This is a genomic window from Vreelandella sp. DA03-1M (assembly GCF_055725665.1).
This window is the reverse complement of the sequence record NZ_CM146798.1, coordinates 1,625,584-1,642,156: the sequence shown is the minus strand read 5'-3', so window position 1 is coordinate 1,642,156 and position 16,573 is coordinate 1,625,584. Positions and strand designations below refer to the sequence as shown.

At 56.8% G+C, this 16,573-nt stretch carries 15 protein-coding genes; 9 read left to right on the top strand and 6 right to left on the bottom strand.

Translation table 11 applies throughout. The features are described 5' to 3' along the window. Both trpD and ACXUPB_RS07520 read right to left on the bottom strand, forming a co-directional pair. Positions 1 to 1,020: an anthranilate phosphoribosyltransferase gene (gene trpD, locus ACXUPB_RS07525; RefSeq protein WP_281662179.1), complete on the bottom strand. Its 1,020-nt coding sequence runs from the start codon at positions 1,018 to 1,020 to the stop codon at positions 1 to 3. A gap of 37 nt (positions 1,021 to 1,057) precedes the next feature. After that, a complete protein-coding gene (locus tag ACXUPB_RS07520) occupies positions 1,058 to 1,693 on the bottom strand; it encodes an anthranilate synthase component II (protein ID WP_045812138.1) in 636 nt (211 codons plus the stop codon). Between the two features lie 381 nt (positions 1,694 to 2,074). Between ACXUPB_RS07520 and ACXUPB_RS07515 the strand changes: the two genes are divergently transcribed. After that, on the top strand, positions 2,075 to 2,995 hold the full coding sequence (locus ACXUPB_RS07515; RefSeq protein ID WP_472956072.1) for a metal ABC transporter substrate-binding protein: 921 nt from the start codon (positions 2,075 to 2,077) through the stop codon (positions 2,993 to 2,995). A gap of 32 nt (positions 2,996 to 3,027) precedes the next feature. Here ACXUPB_RS07515 and ACXUPB_RS07510 read toward each other — a convergent pair whose 3' ends face one another. After that, positions 3,028 to 3,753 carry a phosphoglycolate phosphatase gene (locus tag ACXUPB_RS07510; protein WP_281662197.1) on the bottom strand — a complete coding sequence of 242 codons (726 nt, stop codon included), beginning with the start codon at positions 3,751 to 3,753 and terminating at the stop codon, positions 3,028 to 3,030. A 103-nt stretch (positions 3,754 to 3,856) separates the two neighbouring features. Between ACXUPB_RS07510 and ACXUPB_RS07505 the strand changes: the two genes are divergently transcribed. Then, positions 3,857 to 5,155, top strand: a complete 1,299-nt coding sequence (locus tag ACXUPB_RS07505) for an NAD(P)/FAD-dependent oxidoreductase (RefSeq protein ID WP_281662177.1) — start codon at positions 3,857 to 3,859, stop codon at positions 5,153 to 5,155. Positions 5,156 to 5,169: 14 nt separating this feature from the next. On the opposite strand, the gene rpe is transcribed toward ACXUPB_RS07505, so the two are convergent. Next, positions 5,170 to 5,862: a ribulose-phosphate 3-epimerase gene (gene rpe, locus ACXUPB_RS07500; RefSeq protein ID WP_281662176.1), complete on the bottom strand. Its 693-nt coding sequence runs from the start codon at positions 5,860 to 5,862 to the stop codon at positions 5,170 to 5,172. A 253-nt stretch (positions 5,863 to 6,115) separates the two neighbouring features. Between rpe and cysP the strand changes: the two genes are divergently transcribed. From cysP to ACXUPB_RS07465, 7 genes are all read left to right on the top strand, one after another. Further along, positions 6,116 to 7,126: a thiosulfate ABC transporter substrate-binding protein CysP gene (cysP, locus tag ACXUPB_RS07495; protein WP_179915451.1), complete on the top strand. Its 1,011-nt coding sequence runs from the start codon at positions 6,116 to 6,118 to the stop codon at positions 7,124 to 7,126. Positions 7,127 to 7,152: 26 nt separating this feature from the next. Continuing rightward, the gene (gene cysT, locus ACXUPB_RS07490) at positions 7,153 to 8,007 is read left to right on the top strand and encodes a sulfate ABC transporter permease subunit CysT (protein WP_179915452.1); all 855 of its coding nucleotides are present in this window, start codon (positions 7,153 to 7,155) and stop codon (positions 8,005 to 8,007) included. Continuing rightward, a complete protein-coding gene (cysW, locus tag ACXUPB_RS07485) occupies positions 8,007 to 8,834 on the top strand; it encodes a sulfate ABC transporter permease subunit CysW (RefSeq protein WP_179915453.1) in 828 nt (275 codons plus the stop codon). The genes cysT and cysW overlap by 1 nt, the downstream gene beginning before the upstream one ends. Then, entirely contained in the window at positions 8,831 to 9,925 is a 1,095-nt protein-coding gene (locus tag ACXUPB_RS07480; protein ID WP_179915454.1) for a sulfate/molybdate ABC transporter ATP-binding protein, read from the top strand. Before cysW ends, ACXUPB_RS07480 begins: the two co-directional genes overlap by 4 nt. A 245-nt stretch (positions 9,926 to 10,170) precedes the next feature. Further along, positions 10,171 to 10,836, top strand: coding sequence for an ABC transporter ATP-binding protein (locus tag ACXUPB_RS07475; protein ID WP_179915455.1), 666 nt, complete (start codon positions 10,171 to 10,173; stop codon positions 10,834 to 10,836). After that, a complete protein-coding gene (locus tag ACXUPB_RS07470) occupies positions 10,833 to 13,313 on the top strand; it encodes an ABC transporter permease (RefSeq protein ID WP_179915456.1) in 2,481 nt (826 codons plus the stop codon). The genes ACXUPB_RS07475 and ACXUPB_RS07470 overlap by 4 nt, the downstream gene beginning before the upstream one ends. A gap of 10 nt (positions 13,314 to 13,323) precedes the next feature. Continuing rightward, positions 13,324 to 14,511 carry a lipocalin-like domain-containing protein gene (locus ACXUPB_RS07465; protein ID WP_179915457.1) on the top strand — a complete coding sequence of 396 codons (1,188 nt, stop codon included), beginning with the start codon at positions 13,324 to 13,326 and terminating at the stop codon, positions 14,509 to 14,511. Positions 14,512 to 14,543: 32 nt separating this feature from the next. On the opposite strand, the gene hutG is transcribed toward ACXUPB_RS07465, so the two are convergent. Together hutG and hutI are read right to left on the bottom strand one after the other, a co-directional pair. After that, positions 14,544 to 15,365: an N-formylglutamate deformylase gene (gene hutG, locus ACXUPB_RS07460; RefSeq protein WP_179915458.1), complete on the bottom strand. Its 822-nt coding sequence runs from the start codon at positions 15,363 to 15,365 to the stop codon at positions 14,544 to 14,546. Further along, positions 15,362 to 16,570 carry an imidazolonepropionase gene (gene hutI / locus ACXUPB_RS07455; RefSeq protein ID WP_179915459.1) on the bottom strand — a complete coding sequence of 403 codons (1,209 nt, stop codon included), beginning with the start codon at positions 16,568 to 16,570 and terminating at the stop codon, positions 15,362 to 15,364. The genes hutG and hutI overlap by 4 nt, the downstream gene beginning before the upstream one ends. Positions 16,571 to 16,573: the final 3 nt, after the last annotated feature.

Here is a 16,573-nt window from a genome sequence, read left to right as displayed (position 1 = left end):
CTACTGCTTAAAAACGCTGGTGAAGTGCGAAAGCTCTTTAAGCTTCTCAAGCGGCAGTTTGGAGGCTTGCGCATCCTGAGCCACCATCACCCCCTCTTTTAAGGTATCCGCGACGCCTGAACAGTAGAGCGCGGCCCCGGCGTTAAGCGCGACCATATCGGCAGCGGCACCTTCACCGGAAAGCGCGGCCTTGACCAAGCGCAGGCTGTCTTCGGCAGTGGCGGCTTTTAGCGTTGCCAGGCTCTGGCGCTCAATGCCCAGTTCTTCAGGCGTAACGGTGTACTGGGTAATCTCACCCTCTTTTAGCTCAGCGACCAAGGTGGGGCTGGCCAGAGATATCTCATCTAAGCCGTCCTCAGAATGCACCACCATCACGTGGCGGCTGCCCAAGGTTTTCAGCACTTCCGCCATCAGCGGCACCAGCTCCGGCGCGTAAACACCCAGCACCTGGTTGGGTGCGCCAGCGGGGTTGGTCAGCGGGCCCAAAATATTAAATAGTGTGCGCACGCCCATTTCCCGGCGTGGGCCAATGGCATAGCGCATGGCCGGATGATGATTAGGTGCAAACATAAAGCCTACGCCCACCTGCTCAATACAGCGCGCTACCTGGTCAGGTTTGAGATCCAGGTAGATACCCGCCACATCGAACAGATCCGCGCTGCCCGACGACGACGAAACGCTACGATTACCGTGTTTAGCGACATGGGCACCAGCGGCCGCGGCGACAAAACTGGCAGCGGTGGAAACGTTAAACAGGTTGGCGCCATCACCACCGGTGCCGACGATATCCACGATGTTTTCGGCATTCAGTTCAACGCGCTTCATTAGCTCGCGCATTACCTGCGCGGCGGCGCTAATTTCAACGGCACTTTCGCCCTTCATGGCTAAACCGACCAGCAGGCCGCCAATTTGCGCGTCAGAAGCATCGCCGGTCATGATCTGGCGCATCAAGGCGTGCATGGCATCGAAAGAGAGGTCTTCGCGGCGCATCACCGCATTAATCGCATCTCGCATTTGCATGAGCAGAGGGGCCCCTAAAAGCGTGTGAAACCGGCCATTAGCCGCGTTTTAAAAAGTTGGCCAACAGCTCATGGCCTTGGCGGGTAAGAATCGACTCAGGGTGAAACTGCACCCCTTCAATATCCAGCTCGCGGTGACGAAACCCCATGACTAAACCGGGAGTCACGTCGTCATCACCTGTCCAGGCAGTGACTTCCAAACAGTCAGGCAGGCTCGCTTTATCGACGACCAGAGAGTGATAGCGGGTAACCTCAACCGGGTTATCCAGCCCTTCAAATACGCCGTGGTTAGCGTGCAGCACAGCAGAGGTTTTGCCGTGCATGACCTGTGGGGCGCGCACGACTTTGCCACCAAATACCTGCCCAATGGCCTGATGGCCCAGGCAGACACCTAAAATAGGTAGCTTGCCTGCAAAGTGTTTGATGGCGGCCATGGAGATTCCCGCCTCGTTGGGCGTGCATGGCCCTGGTGATACCACCAAGTGAGTCGGCACCAGCGCTTCGATTTGCTCAATGGTGATGTCGTCATTGAGGTGAGTGATCACTTCCGCGCCCAGCTCACCCAGGTACTGGACGATGTTGAACGTGAAACTGTCATAATTATCGATCATGACCACTTTACGTGCTGGCTGATTCTGCGCTGACAGCTTCTGCACCCACTGAGCTTGCGCCATTGCCCCACTTACTCCGTTGCGTCATTCAGATCACAGATGAAACCGCTAATGACTTGATGATACCGCAACCGGGCGCTGCGTTGCAGGGGTTAAGTGCCGCGCCGGGTAGGAATGGTAAGAAGTTCTCCCAGCGAGCTTGCGCACCGCCCCATAAAAGGGGCTCACCAACAGCGACAGAAGAAACCGTTCGCTCAGTCATTAGGCACGCTATGCTTAGGAGTGTAAAACTGTTCAGCATAGTGGCACTTTTCCCTGTAGGGAATCCTCCCTTGGGTAATACCTCCTGCAGCCTGTCGTTGCATTGGAACTGGCAACGGGCTACCGCAGTCTTTATTATCTGTCGTCTTTTTTCGATTTTTTTTAGCCAGTTAGGAGCGTGGGATGTCAAAGCGGGTTACCTGGGTGTGTACGCTCTTATTCGTCGCGCTGATAAGCACTGCGCCAGCCTATGCCAACACAACATTACGCGTTATTGCCTCTTTTTCAGTCATGGAGGAATTGGTCAAACGCGTGGCAGGCGATACGGTAAGCGTCAACGTCATCGTTCCACGCGGAGAAGATGTTCACCGCTGGGAGCTAACCCCGCCCAACGTTCTGGCACTCGAAGAGACCCATATCGTGTTTTATAACGGACTTGGGCTTGAACCATGGATACGCCATATTGAAGCGATGTCTGACGATGAGCTTACGCTCGTGGAAGTGGCCAGAAAGGCCGACTACACACCGCTGATGATCTCGACTGGCGCGCATCAGGGCGAGCCAGACCCACACATGTGGATGGATCCAGAGGGAGCTGCGGCCTACATTGATGTCATTGCCGAGACCCTGGCCAAGCATCTTCCCGACCAGGCCGACGAGTTTTATAGCCGGGCTGAAGAGGCACGCCAGGCGCTGGATAATCTTAATCTAGCGGTGAAAGAGCGCCTCGAGGGGATTCCACAAACTAACCGCACGTTACTGACCAGCGAAGCAGGTTTTGGCTATTTCGCCCGAGCCTACGCCTTTGAAGCCCAGGGGGTGTGGGGCGTTAATCACGAAACCCAAGGCAGCGCCGAGGCCATGGCCAAGATGAGCGAATATCTTGCTAATAATCGCCCTCGCCCTCCAGCGCTGTTTTTTGAAAGCACCACGCCCAGCATTCATATGGACGCCCTGTCACGGGAAGCATCGCTTCCCCTGGCAGGCCCGCTATATGTCGACTCGCTGAGCGGTGCAGACGGCCCGGCGGCCAACTACGCAGATATGCTGCACCATAATGCAGAGGTCATGCACACCGCTCTAGGGGGCGCTACAGCTGAGTAACCAGGCCCTTGCCGATTCAACCATCGCCTGGCTTATCTGGGAGTGGTTATTAACAATTCGGTTAACGAGCCGAGCACTAAATCGGGGTGACTGTTTTCAATCGGCTCACCGTGATTATAACCGTAAGGTAGCGCCAGGGTGGTAAAGCCCGCCGCCTTACCGGCAGCAATATCGTGACGTGAATCGCCGACCATCACACACTCCGCTGGCGGTATTTGGCAGTGTTGCGCAGCGTGCAGCAGCGGCAAAGGGTGGGGCTTCTTTTCGGCTAGCGAATCTCCGCCGACCCATAGGGTAAAAAAGTCCCGCAGCTCAAAGTGCTTTAGCAGCGGCTCAATAAAGCGCTCTGGCTTATTGGTGATCAGCACCAGCGTCATACCCTGCTGATGCAGCGCCCGTAGTGCTTGCTTTACCCCAGGGTAGAGCGTTGTCAGGGTATTGGGTGCAGCGCCGTAGTGCACCATAAACGCATCATAGGCACGCTGTTGCAGGCTAGAATCTGGCACGGCTTGCAACGCCCAGTTCAGAGCTCTTTCCACTAATACCGGCGCGCCGTTGCCGACCCAATTCCGCACCTCTGCTTCATCTGGCTCAGGCAACCCCAGCCCATTTAAGGTGCGTACCACTGCGGCGGCAAGGTCTGGCACTGAATCAATCAACGTGCCATCCAAGTCGAACGCAATCAGCCGTTTACCCTGTAGTATTGTGTGTAACTCTGAATAGTTTATGGGATGCACTTTCAATGCTCTCTGCCTCATTTTCATTAGAAAACCATCTTACCTGCTTAAAGCAAACTTTCGCATTAGTCAGCAGCGTAAGAACCTTCTATGCTGGGGCTAATTTAGTTAAGGAGGTAGTGATATGCCCACTCCCAGAATCGTGATTGTCGGCGCCGGCGCGGGTGGTTTAGCCCTCGCCACGCGGTTAGGCCGCACTTTAGGTAAGCGAAAACGCGCAGAAATTGTGCTGCTGGATCGCAACACCACCCACGTGTGGAAACCGCTGCTCCACGAACTGGCCACCGGCGTACTCAATTCCAGCATGGACGAGGTGGATCTTCGCGGACACTCATCGGCCCACTTCTACCGCTATCAGCGTGGCTCGCTCACCGGCGTAGATCGTGAGCAGCAGACGCTGCAATTATCGCCGATCTATGACGAAGATGGGCAAGAGGTGCTACCCGCCCGCGAGCTTGCCTATGACTATCTGGTACTGGCGATAGGCAGCGTTTCCAACGATTTCGGCACGCCCGGCGTGGCGGAGCACTGCCACTTTATTGATTCGCCCGAGCAGGCCAAGGCGTTCCAGCGCGATATGATCAACACATTTCTGCGCTATACCGACCCCAATCTACGCCAGCATACTCAGTTGACCATTGGGATCGTCGGCGGCGGTGCGACGGGAGTAGAGCTTGCGGCCGAACTGTTTGACGCTTCGCGCATGCTCAACGCCTATGGGGTGACGTCGTTAGATAACCAGCAAATCAGTGTACACCTACTGGAAGCGGCGCCGCGCTTGTTGCCGGGGCTTTCCGAGCGGGTCAGCGAAACCGTTAAAACAGAGCTTGAGAGCATGGGCGTCACCATCCACACCGATACTGCCGTTAAAGAAGCTCAGGCGCATCAGTTAGTCACCGGTGACGATAAAGTGATCAAGACCGACATCAACGTATGGGCAGCAGGTATTAAAGCGCCACCGTTTTTGGCTGAGCTAGGCCTAACGACGAATAAGAAAAACCAAATTGAAGTAAACAGCACCCTGCAGAGCGTCGACGATGAGAAGATTTTTGCCCTTGGCGACTGCGCCAGCTGCCCGATGGGGGAAGATAGCACCGTGCCGCCTCGCGCCCAGGCGGCTCACCAGCAGGCTAAGTTGCTCGCCAAAAATCTGGTCAATCAACTAGAAGGCAAACCGCTCGTCGATTTTCGCTACCGTGACCATGGTTCACTGGTATCGCTGGCCCGCTACGATGCGGTGGGCAATTTAATGCGCAGCTCCGCCTCCCGCGGCCTGTTTTTAGAGGGCTGGCTGGCTCGCCAAGCCTATGCGTCGCTCTACCGCATGCACCAGCTCTCTATTCATGGGGCGCCGAAGACGGGGCTTGCGTGGCTGGTCGATAAGCTTAATCGCTATTTAAAGCCGCGCATGAAACTTCACTAAACGACACGTGCTTATTACCTGGCCAGCGCCGCTCGCATCTGCTTGATCACCGTGTCATAGCCGTGCGGGTCGCTGGCTTGGTGGGCACTGAATATGGCGGAGCCCGCCACAAAGGTATCAGCGCCCGCTGCGGCGATCTCCGCGATATTATCCACTTTCACCCCACCGTCGATTTCCAGGCGCATATCAAATTCTGACGCATCAATCCTCGCCCGCGCTTCGCGCAGCTTGTCGAGCGTGCCGGGGATAAAGGATTGCCCACCGAAACCTGGGTTAACGCTCATCAGCAGCACCATATCGATCTTATCCATCACATAGTCGAGGTAGGAGAGCGGTGTGGCGGGATTAAACACCAGACCTGCTTTACAGCCGCCATCACGAATTAGCTGCAGCGAGCGGTCAATGTGCTCAGACGCTTCGGGGTGAAAGGTGATATAGCTGGCGCCCGCTTCAATAAACTCGCTGATCATGCGGTCTACCGGCTTAACCATCAAATGCACATCAATCGGTGCCGTTACTCCGTGCTTACGCAGCGCTTTGCACACCATGGGGCCAATGGTCAGGTTGGGAACATAGTGATTATCCATGACGTCGAAGTGCACCACATCCGCACCTGCAGCCAGCACGTTATCCACTTCTTCGCCCAGCCGGGCAAAGTCAGCCGATAAAATCGAGGGAGCAATCAAGAAATCCTGCGCAGCGGTCATATTCCATTCCTGCTTATTAATCATTAGACGAAGAGTAGTCACTCGGCACACCCGCGAGTATGCAGGCAAGAGAGCAAAGTCAGGCCGCTATCTTATCAGAGCCGCTTAGCAGAACCACGTATCAGTGTCTGCGCAACTCATCACACACATATTCTTAAATAGAATATAAAACATGATTGTAATTCCACATTGATAGATTTAATCTTGCCAATATTGCGACATTAAGCGCCGACTGTTTTTAAGGAGTTTCTCTATGGCACTGCCAACAATTTTCCGCCGCAGCCTGATTGCCATTGCATTAGGCGTTACGGTGAGTGGAACCGCCGCCGCCCAAGAGCGGGAGCTACTGAACTCGTCTTACGATATCGCTCGCGAGCTGTTTGCCGCGATCAACCCAGAGTTTCAAGCCTGGTGGCAGGAAGAGCATGGTGAGGAGATTGCCATTAGCCAGTCTCACGGCGGTTCTTCAGCCCAAGCGCGTGCCATCCTTCAGGGCCTGCGTGCCGATGTGGTGACCTTTAATCAGGTGACCGACGTACAGGTACTCGCCGATGCAGGGCTGGTAGCCGAAGATTGGCAAGATGCCTTTGAAAATAATGCCTCGCCCTACTACTCCACCACTGCTTTCCTAGTGCGTAAGGGCAACCCTAAAGGTATTGAGAGCTGGGACGATTTAGTCAAAGAAGATGTGCAGATGGTCTTCCCCAATCCGAAAACCTCGGGTAACGGGCGCTATACTTACTTAGCCGCCTGGGGCTTTGCCGAGAACGAGTTCGATGGCGATGAAGAGCAAATTGAAGAATTCATGCGTACCTTCTTAGCCAATGTAGCGGTGTTTGATACCGGCGGTCGTGGTGCCACCACCAGCTTTATCGAGCGTGAAATTGGCGATGTGCTGATTAGCTTCGAGTCTGAAGTTAATAACATCCGCGGCGAGTACGGCAGCGACGATTACGAAGTGATTGTGCCACCGGTCAGCATCTTGGCTGAGTTCCCTGTTGCAGTAGTCGGCGAAAACGCTGAGCGCAACGGTAACAGCGATCTGGCCCAAAGCTATCTTGAGTACCTCTACACGGAAGAGACTCAGCGCCTGCTGGCAGGCTTCAACTACCGGGTGCATAACGAGACCGTGGTTGAAGAGTTCGCCGACCAGTTCCCGGAAACCGAACTACTTGAGGTAGATGAAGTATTTGGTAGCTGGGACGAGGCGATGGAAACCCACTTTGAGGGTGGCGCCCTTCTTGATCAGCTACAGCGCCGCTAATATTCACTCATGAGCCAGCCTGAACTATGAGTCAACTTGCCACCTGGCGAACCGGCAGCACACGCGTGCTGCCGGGTTTTGGCCTTTCTATGGGTATCAGCGTACTGTTTATCTCGCTGGTACTGCTGCTGCCGATTACCGGCCTGTTTGGCCAGTTAGCAGGGCTTAGCCTCGCCGAATACTGGGCGATCATTACCGAAGGGCGCGTGGTCGCCAGCTATATGGTCACCATTGGCGCGGCAGCCGTTGCAGCGATTATCAACGCCATATTTGGTTTATTACTGGCGTGGGTGCTAGTTCGCTATGACTTCCCTGGCAAGCGCTTACTCGATGCTTTAATGGACCTCCCCTTCGCGCTGCCCACCGCGGTGGCGGGCATTACGCTCGCAACGCTGTACGCCAGCAGTGGCTGGATGGGTGGTTTATTGGAGCCGCTAGGGTTTCAAGTCGCTTACACCTGGGTGGGTATAGCCCTGGCCATGGCGTTTACCAGCATTCCTTTTGTAGTGCGCACGGTGCAGCCGGTACTGGAAGACTTGCCCGCTGAGGTCGATGAAGCCGCTATGTCATTGGGTGCCACTGACGGGGTCGCCTTTCGCCGCGTGATCTTGCCGCATATCTGGCCTGCCTTGGTGACTGGAACCGGGCTGGCGTTTGTGCGCTCGTTAGGCGAGTTCGGGGCGATCATTTTTATTGCTGGCAATATGCCTTATGAAACAGAGATCACCGCGCTGATGATCTTCGTCAAGCTGCAAGAGTACGACTATGCGGGCGCATCGGCGATCGCTTCGGTCGTACTGTTCGTATCACTGGCGCTGCTACTGGCGATTAATGTTTGGCAGGGCCGCTTTGTGCGCCGCCTGCATGGAGGTAAGGGGTAATGCGTCGAATTGGTGATGCACCGGTTGTCCGGCGCCTGCTGATAGGAGCCGCCCTGGTACTGTCAGCGCTGTTTTTGCTGTTGCCGTTGGTGGCCATTTTTGCTCAGGCGTTTTCTGAGGGTGTCATGGTCTTCTGGGCCAATGTTAGTAACACCTTCACCCTGCACGCGATTGGCTTAACACTGATGATTGCGCTACTCACTATCCCGGTGTGCTTGGTGTTTGGTGTAGCCCTGGCGTGGCTGGTCACGCGGTTCAGCTTTCCTGGGCGGCGTATTTTGCAAACGTTGATCGATATCCCCTTTGCGGTATCGCCTGTGGTGGCGGGTCTGATTTACTTGCTGCTGTATGGCCGCAACGGCTGGATCGGTACTTGGCTGGACGGCTATGATATTCAGCTGATGTTTTCTTGGCCGGGCATCCTCATGGTGACTATTTTCGTTACCTGCCCCTTTGTGGCCCGGGAACTGATCCCGTTGATGCAGGCCCAAGGCTCCCGTGAAGAGGAGGCGGCCGTGACGCTGGGTGCTTCCGGCTGGACGACCTTCCGTCGCGTTACGCTGCCCAACATCCGCTGGGCGCTGCTGTATGGCGTTATCCTGACTAACGCCCGCGCAGTGGGGGAGTTTGGCGCTGTCTCGGTGGTTTCCGGCGCTATTCGCGGTAAAACCAATACGCTACCCCTGCACCTTGAGCAGCTGTATCAGGATTATAACGCCGTGGGGGCGTTTGCCTGCGCGGCCCTACTCGCCTTTATTGCCCTACTGACGCTCTCCGCCAAGGCTGGGCTGGAATGGCGCGCAGCGCGCCGGGAGGCATTTGCATGAGCATTCACTTACACAACATCGCTAAGCACTTCGGCAATACCCAAGCGTTAGAGCCGATCAACCTGGATATTCACGAAGGGGAATTGGTAGGCTTACTCGGCCCTTCGGGCTCGGGCAAGACCACGCTGCTGCGGATTATCGCCGGCTTGGAAAATGCCGACCGCACCGCTCAGCCGGGTAAAATCCTGTTTGGCGACCGCGACGTAACCAACGTGCATGTACGCGACAGGCGGATTGGTTTTGTTTTCCAGCACTACGCGCTGTTTCGCCATATGAGCGTCTACGACAATGTGGCCTTTGGCCTGACCGTACTGTCGCGTAAACGCCGCCCGAGCAGTGGAGAAATTCGTGCCCGGGTGTTTAGACTGCTTGAAATGGTCAAGCTGGAGCACCTTGCCAATCGCTACCCTGCCCAACTTTCGGGCGGCCAGCAGCAGCGGGTATCGCTAGCCCGTGCCCTGGCCGTGGAGCCTGAAGTATTGCTGCTGGATGAGCCGTTTGGCGCACTGGATGCCAAAGTGCGCCAGGAGCTACGTCGCTGGCTGCGTCATCTTCACGATGAACTCAATTTCACCAGCGTTTTTGTCACCCACGACCAGGAAGAAGCGCTGGAGTTATCTGACCGCGTAGTGGTGATGAGCAACGGTCGCATCGAACAGGTTGATACGCCCGATGAGCTCTACCGCACGCCGAAAAATCGCTTTGTGTTTGAGTTTTTAGGTGATGTGAACCATTTGGAAGGCAAAGTGACCAACGGCGTACTCACCTGCGGCGACGCCTATTGGCACGTTGATCTACCCGATGGCCATGCAGAGCTGCTGCTCCGCCCCCATGAAGTGCGGTTAACCGAGCAACCTACCTCAGAGAGCCATCTACCGGTCACCATCACGGCGATCTCGCCGGTGGGCGCCGAAGTGCGCGTGGAGCTAGAGGCTGATTGGCTCGCCCAGCCTTGGCTTGCTACCGTGCGCCACACTGACTTTGAGCACTTGGCGCTACGCCGCGGGCAACGCTTATTCGCTCACCCCCGCCACTGGCGACGCTTCCCCAAGGCGGAATCGAAAGCAGCAGAGCAAACCCGTGTCGCTTAGACCTGCTAACTGCAACGGGAGGAGGTAGCTTTAGCTCGCGACTGCCTAGGTAACAAGCTTTGTGTGGCACCTTTTATAGTCAACAGACTGCCATGCATGTCTTTCATCAAGCGAGCAAGGCGCGGCGACATAGCAATGTATGGTGAGCGCGGCGCACCGATTACGCCTATTGATGACTAGTCTGCTGCGTTTGCGATTAGTGCCCGTTTGCGATTAGTGACCTACCTCAGCAAAAAGAGCAGCCCATGCTGGAACTTCATCAGGTCCATAAAACCTATACGACGCCTCAAGGCGCGCTAAAAGTACTCGATGATGTCTCTCTTCGCTTAGCACCGGGACAAAGTCTTGCATTAATGGGCGAATCGGGAAGCGGTAAATCAACGTTACTTCATCTCGCCGCTGGGCTCGACCTGCCCGATCAGGGCAGTATCAATCTCTCAGGACAAAACGTAGCGACGTTAGCTGAACCCGCCCGTGCCAAGCTACGCCGCGAGCAATTGGGTTTAGTATTTCAACAATTTCACTTAGTCCCCAGTCTAAGGGTCATCGATAACCTCCGCCTACAGGCGCGCTTGGCTAGCCGTGACGATACCGAATGGACAGCCTACTTAATCGCGCGACTAGGGCTTGAGGGACTTGAAAAGCGTTACCCGGAGCAGCTTTCTGGCGGGCAGCAGCAACGTTTAGCCATTGGCCGCGCGCTAGCCCCGCGCCCTTCGCTGTTACTCGCCGATGAGCCCACGGGCAATTTGGATGAAACCACCGCGGGTGAAGTGCTGGAACTGCTGCTGAGCCTAGTGCATGAAACCCAGTGCGCCCTACTCGTTGTCACCCATAGCCCCAAGGTTGCCGCGCCGCTAGATCGCTGCCTGCGCTTGCGCCACGGCAAACTGATTAACACCGCGATATGATCAAATCGCTGCCCACGGTGGTGGCAACGCTGCTTGCCCACTATCGACGTCATCCTGGTCAATTAGCCATGCTGTTGCTCGGCCTGTGGGTAGCTAGCGCTCTGTGGAGTGGCATTCAAGCCATCAACGCCACAGCTCGCGATAGCTACGCCCGCGCGGATGCCATGTTTGATACCCAGTTAGATCAGCTTGAGCGACGCGATGGCGCTCCCATCACCCGCGCGGAGTATCATGCCCTACGCCAAGCTGGCTTGCCCGTTTCGCCCATGCTGGAGGGTGAAATTGTCACTCAAGATGGCACCCGGCTAACATTGATCGGCATTGATCCGCTGACCCTTGCCAATGATAACCCGCTGGCCCAAGCAGACACCTCAAGATCGTTAACGGACTTCCTGACCCCGCCGTGGCAAACACGTGCAGCCCCCGATGTCTTAACGACCACCACGACCCTGGCGAACGGCAAATCACTCCCGCCCCTTGCATTAGCGCCAGCGCTACCCCCGGACACGCTAGTCATGGATATCGCCGCCGCAGCGCAACTGCTTGAAAGCGGTGAAGAAATAACACGCCTCGTGGCTGCACGGGGAACGCTAAACGAAGCTCCCACCGGATTAACGCTCACCCGTGCCACACGCATCGCTACCCCCGGTCAACTGACCGAAAGTTTTCACTTAAATCTTACGGCGTTGGGGCTACTCGCTTGGGTCGTAGGGCTATTTATCGTGCAGGCAGCGCTAGGCCTGGCCTTAGAGCAACGCCTGGGTATGCTGCGCACCCTACGCGTACTCGGGGTCTCAGGGCGTAGTTTGGTTCTAGCGCTCAGCCTAGAACTACTCCTGCTTGGCCTGATAGGTGCCGCTGCTGGCATCGCCAGCGGTGTATGGCTGGCACGCCTATTACTGCCCGATGTCGCGGCCACCCTAGGCTCACTGTATGACGCAGGCGTTGGTAGAGAGCTCAACTTACCGTGGCATTACTGGGTCGGCGGGCTAGCGGTTAGCCTTGGTGGGCTACTGCTGGCGGGCGGCGGCGTGCTGTGGCGCGCTGCGCGCTTAAACATGCTGGAATTAGGCCAGATGCAGGCCTGGCGCAGTGGTTACCGTCGGCAGTTAATGTTGATGAGTACCGGCGGCGCTTTAGCGGTGGGCGTTGCGGTAGCACTGTATGTTTGGCTTCGCTTTCAGCCCCCAGGTGATGGCTTAGTGGCAGGCTTTGCGCTGGTTGCCGCATTACTGCTGGCCAGCGCCCTGTGGCTCCCCCCTTTGCTAGCCCTCGCGTTGAAAGTGCTGACACATCTCGCCCGACGACGCCCGCTGGTTCACTGGGCACTGGCGGATATGCAGCTACAGCTACCCAAGATCTCGCTTGCCATGATGGCCCTACTCATCGCCCTGGCGACCAATCTAGGGGTCGGCAGTATGGTCGGTGGTTTTCGCCTCACCTTTTTAGAGTGGCTGGATCAGCGCTTGGTCGCCCCCCTCTATTTGAATGCTCCTGCCGAGCAATATGCGGACATTGATGCTTGGCTGGCTGACCGCCCTGACGTATCAGAACGCCTGCTCACTCGGCGAAGCGAGGCCCTTCTTGAGTCCATCATCACGCCCGATGTCAGTCGCGCTTTAGGCACCCCTATCGAACTTTATGGCATTACGCCCGGCGAATCTTTGATACCTCATTGGCCGCTCTTGGCTAACCAACAAGATCGCGAAGCTGCCTGGGCAGCCTTTGACCATGGCGCAGCTTTTGTTAACGAACAACTCGCCACCGCAGAGAATCTCTCCCCCGGCGACCAGCTAAACCTTCGCGCGCCGGGTGTCTATGAAACGCTGACAATCGCCGCGACTTACCCTGATTACGGCAATCCCAGCGGGCAGATTCTTATGGCATCGCCCCAGCTTGCCGCGCGCTTTGATGCTCCGCCTAGCTCGATGGGCGTCGTGCTGCATCCCAACGCCGATGTGGATGCCCTGCGTGAAGCACTTAACGAACGCTTTGGCCTGGGCAGTGATGCACTAAGCGATCAACGCGAGATCAAGCGTGTTGCTACTGACATTTTCGAGCGCACCTTTACCATTACCCGTGCCCTAAATGTACTGACCTTAGTGGTAGCAGCCCTGGCGCTGCTAGCCAGCCTGCTTGCCCAGGCCCGCAGCCGACGCCAACAGCTAGCACCGCTCTGGGCAATAGGAGTTCCCAGAGCACAGCTGGCCCAACTCAGCTTGGTACAGCTGGGGGGCGCGGCATTGGTCACCGGCCTGCTGGCACTGCCACTGGGTATCGCGATCACCTGGGGCTTGGTGGCGATCATTAATGTGGCCGCCTTTGGTTGGCGCCTACCGCTCTATCTATTCCCTTGGGAAATGGCTGTCACCCTGGCGACCGCGATTGCCGTGGCGCTGTTATCTGCAGCACTGCCTGCGCTGCGCTTTTGGCGAGCCTCACCGCGCACGTTACTAGCAGAAGAAGCCAATCAGTGAGCCTAAATCAATGAGCTTAAGCCGACTGCAAAACTTCCGTCTTCTACTGGCGTTCACCGCGACGCTGATGCTTTACGGCTGCAGTTCAGAAGAGTCCACGTCGTCTGCTAACACAGGCTTTGCCGGGCTGGGCCAGGAGGCTGATGGCTTTCAACATGCCGAGCAAAACCAGTTGCTTACGTTCCCAACGGATCACGCCGCCCATCCGGATTACCGTATTGAGTGGTGGTACTTAACCGCCAATCTTGAAGACGCCTCTGGCGAGCCACTTGGCCTGCAGTGGACCCTATTTCGCCAAGCGTTAATGTCGCCAAGCGAACGCCCGGCGCCTACCCCCTGGGCGGCTGACCAACTCTGGATGGCCCATATGGCGATCTCCCAAGGCGAACAGCACGAAGTTGCCGAGCGTTTCGGGCGCAGCCACTCTCAGGCCGACCTGAGCGTCCCCCAGGATAGCCAAGCGGGCGTCATCTCCAGCCCCTTCCATGCCTGGTTAGATGATTGGCAGCTTAAAGCGAGCGAAGAAGCCGCCAGCGGCGCTTTTAGCCCTCTAACGCTCACCGCCTATAGCGGCGAAGGCAAGTCGCGCTTTGGCTATTCGTTAACGCTTACCGCCCAAGGGCCGCTGGTTTTGCATGGAAAAAAAGGGTTCAGCCAGAAAGCCGCCAATGGCCAGGGCTCTATGTACTACAGCCAGCCCTTCTGGCAGATAGACGGCAACGTTACCCTTAACGGCGAGACCCAAGCCGTCGGCGGGCGGGGCTGGCTCGATCGCGAATGGAGCAGCCAGCTACTCGATGCCCGTCAGTCAGGCTGGGACTGGCTATCGCTGCATTTCGATGATGGTCACAAGCTGATGGCGTTTCAGCTACGCGGCGGTGGTGACGACACTGATCAAGAGCAAGGCGCTGATTATCGCTCGGGCACCTGGATCACCCCGCAAGGAAAACCCACTCCTTTAGCAAATACCGACATCATTATGACCCCGCTGGCAACGTCGGCTGTCGCCGGGCGCGAAATCCCCACCCGCTGGCGGCTGGAAGTGCCATCAGCAGGTATCGATATCAACATCGAAGCGCCCTACGCCAACCGCTGGATGACCACCAGCGTGCCGTACTGGGAGGGCGAAGTGCAGATCAGCGACCGCGCCAGCGGCGAGCCGCTTGGCGAGGGATATCTGGAAATGACGGGGTATTGACTGGATATTGAGTAGCGTAGAGCAAAATCGATTTATTTACCCTTATTGTAGCTAACTTCTCCCCACCGCTGCATGGCCTCAAGTAGCCCACTTAGCAGTGGGCGCACCTCAGTGGCACGGTCTTCGCGATAGGCAAAGATCGGTTGTTCGTCGCTTGGTTCGTTCATATAGGTGCGCTGGGAGAGTTCGAGCTGTACGGCGTGAATATGATTAGCAGGATCCCCATACCCCCGGGTGATATGCCCCCCTTTGAAACGGCCATTGATCACGTGAGTGAAACGCGATTGAGCAGCACACACCGCCTGTAAGGTCTGACTAAGGTCAGGATCGCAGCTTTGCTCGTCAAAGGTACCCAGGTTGATATCAGGCAGTTGGTCGTCGAAAAGCCGCGGTATCTTTGAACGGATAGAGTGGGCATCAAAGAGCAGCGCATAGCCAAAGCGTTCTTTTATCCGCGCCAACTCTCCTGCCAGGGCGTTGTGGTAGGGGCGCCAAATATACGCTTTGGCCCAGTCGCGCTGTGCCTTAGTGGGTTCCTGGCCCGCTTCAAATAGCGGCTCACCGTCGAAGTCGGTACTCGGGAACAGCCCGGTCGTCGCGCCAGCATAGAGGGGCGTATCATTCTCCGGCCGATTAAGATCAATCACGTAGCGCGAATAGCGCGCCTCAAGTCGGCTCGCCCCAAGCTCGGCGGCGAAGTTGTAAAGCTTGGGAATATGCCAGTCGGTGTCGGCAAGGCTGAGCGCAGCTTTATTGAGCCCCGCCTCTACCTCCGGCGTTAGCGCGGTGCCTGCGTGAGGCATTGAAATCAATAGCGGCGTATCGCCCTGGGTGAGTTGGTAACTTTCGATCATGCCTCTAGCTCCTTACCTGCTTTGAATACCTTGACCGGCAATTGCCCGCCCAGCCAGTAGCTAAGCTCCGCTGGCCCGGTAATATCCCATACGACCGCGTCTGCCCATTTACCTACTTCTAGCGAACCGTGAGTGGCATCAATGCCCAGCGCTTTAGCGGCATTGATGGTCACGCCTGCCAGCGTTTCTTCAGGGGTAAGGCGGAACAGCGTGCAGCCAAGATTCATCATCAAGCGTAACGACAGCACCGGCGACGTACCAGGATTAAGGTCGCTGGCCAGCGCCATGGTGACGCCCTGCTCACGAAAGGCTGCAATCGGCGGTAGCTGGGTTTCACGCAGGGTAAGAAAAGCCCCCGGAAGTAACACTGCTGCCGTGCTGCTTTGAGCCATCGCACGCGCATCCGTTTTATCGGCGTATTCGACGTGGTCAGCGGAAAGCGCGCCGAATTCCGCAGCCAGTTGGCAACCACCAAGGTGCGACAGTTGCTCAGCATGTAGCTTGAGCGGCAGGCCCAATTGCTTTGCAGTTTCAAATACGCGCCGCATCTGTTCCACAGAGAAGGCGATACCCTCACAGAAGCCATCGACGGCGTCGACAAGGCCTTCCTTCGCCAGCTTCGGCAGAATTTCCTCGCAGACTAGATCAATATACTCATCGCTACGTTCGCGGTATTCGGGCGGCAGCGCGTGGGCCGCAAGGCACGTCGTGAGCACCTCGACAGGTAGCCGTTCCCCCAGCGCCCGGGCGACTTGCAGCATTTTGCGCTCGCTCTCGAGATCAAGCCCATACCCCGACTTGACCTCTAGCGTGGTGACGCCTTCGCGCAGCAGTACTTTGGCGCGCTTCTCGGCGCTGGCCAATAATTCGTCAAAGCTGGCCTCGCGAGTTGCCCGCACGCTGCTGACAATCCCACCGCCCTGTTTAGCTATCTCGCTATAGCTCACGCCCTCCAGGCGCTGCTCAAACTCATTACTGCGGTCACCGCCAAACACCAGGTGCGTGTGGCAGTCGATCAACCCCGGCGTTAGCCAGCGCCCACCCAAGTCACGCACTTCATCGAAGTCAGCATCGCGGTCAAGTTGCGCCTCAGTGCCAATCCAGGCAATGCGCCCCGCGTCTATAATCAGCGCCGCATCGCGCACAATTCCGTAGCGGCCACCCGCCAGGGTCACCGCATGGCAGTGGTGCCATAGCTGTTTCATGCT

Bases quoted from the DNA above. Each gene is read 5' to 3' on its own strand.
- cysW (WP_179915453.1), top strand. From the start codon at position 8,007: ATGCGTCGAATTGGTGATGCACCGGTTGTCCGGCGCCTGCTGATAGGA.
- rpe (WP_281662176.1), bottom strand. From the start codon at position 5,862: ATGACCGCTGCGCAGGATTTCTTGATTGCTCCCTCGATTTTATCGGCT.
- ACXUPB_RS07505 (WP_281662177.1), top strand. From the start codon at position 3,857: ATGCCCACTCCCAGAATCGTGATTGTCGGCGCCGGCGCGGGTGGTTTA.
- ACXUPB_RS07510 (WP_281662197.1), bottom strand. From the start codon at position 3,753: ATGAGGCAGAGAGCATTGAAAGTGCATCCCATAAACTATTCAGAGTTA.
- cysP (WP_179915451.1), top strand. From the start codon at position 6,116: ATGGCACTGCCAACAATTTTCCGCCGCAGCCTGATTGCCATTGCATTA.
- trpD (WP_281662179.1), bottom strand. From the start codon at position 1,020: ATGCAAATGCGAGATGCGATTAATGCGGTGATGCGCCGCGAAGACCTC.
- hutG (WP_179915458.1), bottom strand. From the start codon at position 15,365: ATGATCGAAAGTTACCAACTCACCCAGGGCGATACGCCGCTATTGATT.
- ACXUPB_RS07470 (WP_179915456.1), top strand. From the start codon at position 10,833: ATGATCAAATCGCTGCCCACGGTGGTGGCAACGCTGCTTGCCCACTAT.
- ACXUPB_RS07475 (WP_179915455.1), top strand. From the start codon at position 10,171: ATGCTGGAACTTCATCAGGTCCATAAAACCTATACGACGCCTCAAGGC.
- hutI (WP_179915459.1), bottom strand. From the start codon at position 16,570: ATGAAACAGCTATGGCACCACTGCCATGCGGTGACCCTGGCGGGTGGC.
- ACXUPB_RS07465 (WP_179915457.1), top strand. From the start codon at position 13,324: ATGAGCTTAAGCCGACTGCAAAACTTCCGTCTTCTACTGGCGTTCACC.
- cysT (WP_179915452.1), top strand. From the start codon at position 7,153: ATGAGTCAACTTGCCACCTGGCGAACCGGCAGCACACGCGTGCTGCCG.
- ACXUPB_RS07480 (WP_179915454.1), top strand. From the start codon at position 8,831: ATGAGCATTCACTTACACAACATCGCTAAGCACTTCGGCAATACCCAA.
- ACXUPB_RS07520 (WP_045812138.1), bottom strand. From the start codon at position 1,693: ATGGCGCAAGCTCAGTGGGTGCAGAAGCTGTCAGCGCAGAATCAGCCA.
- ACXUPB_RS07515 (WP_472956072.1), top strand. From the start codon at position 2,075: ATGTCAAAGCGGGTTACCTGGGTGTGTACGCTCTTATTCGTCGCGCTG.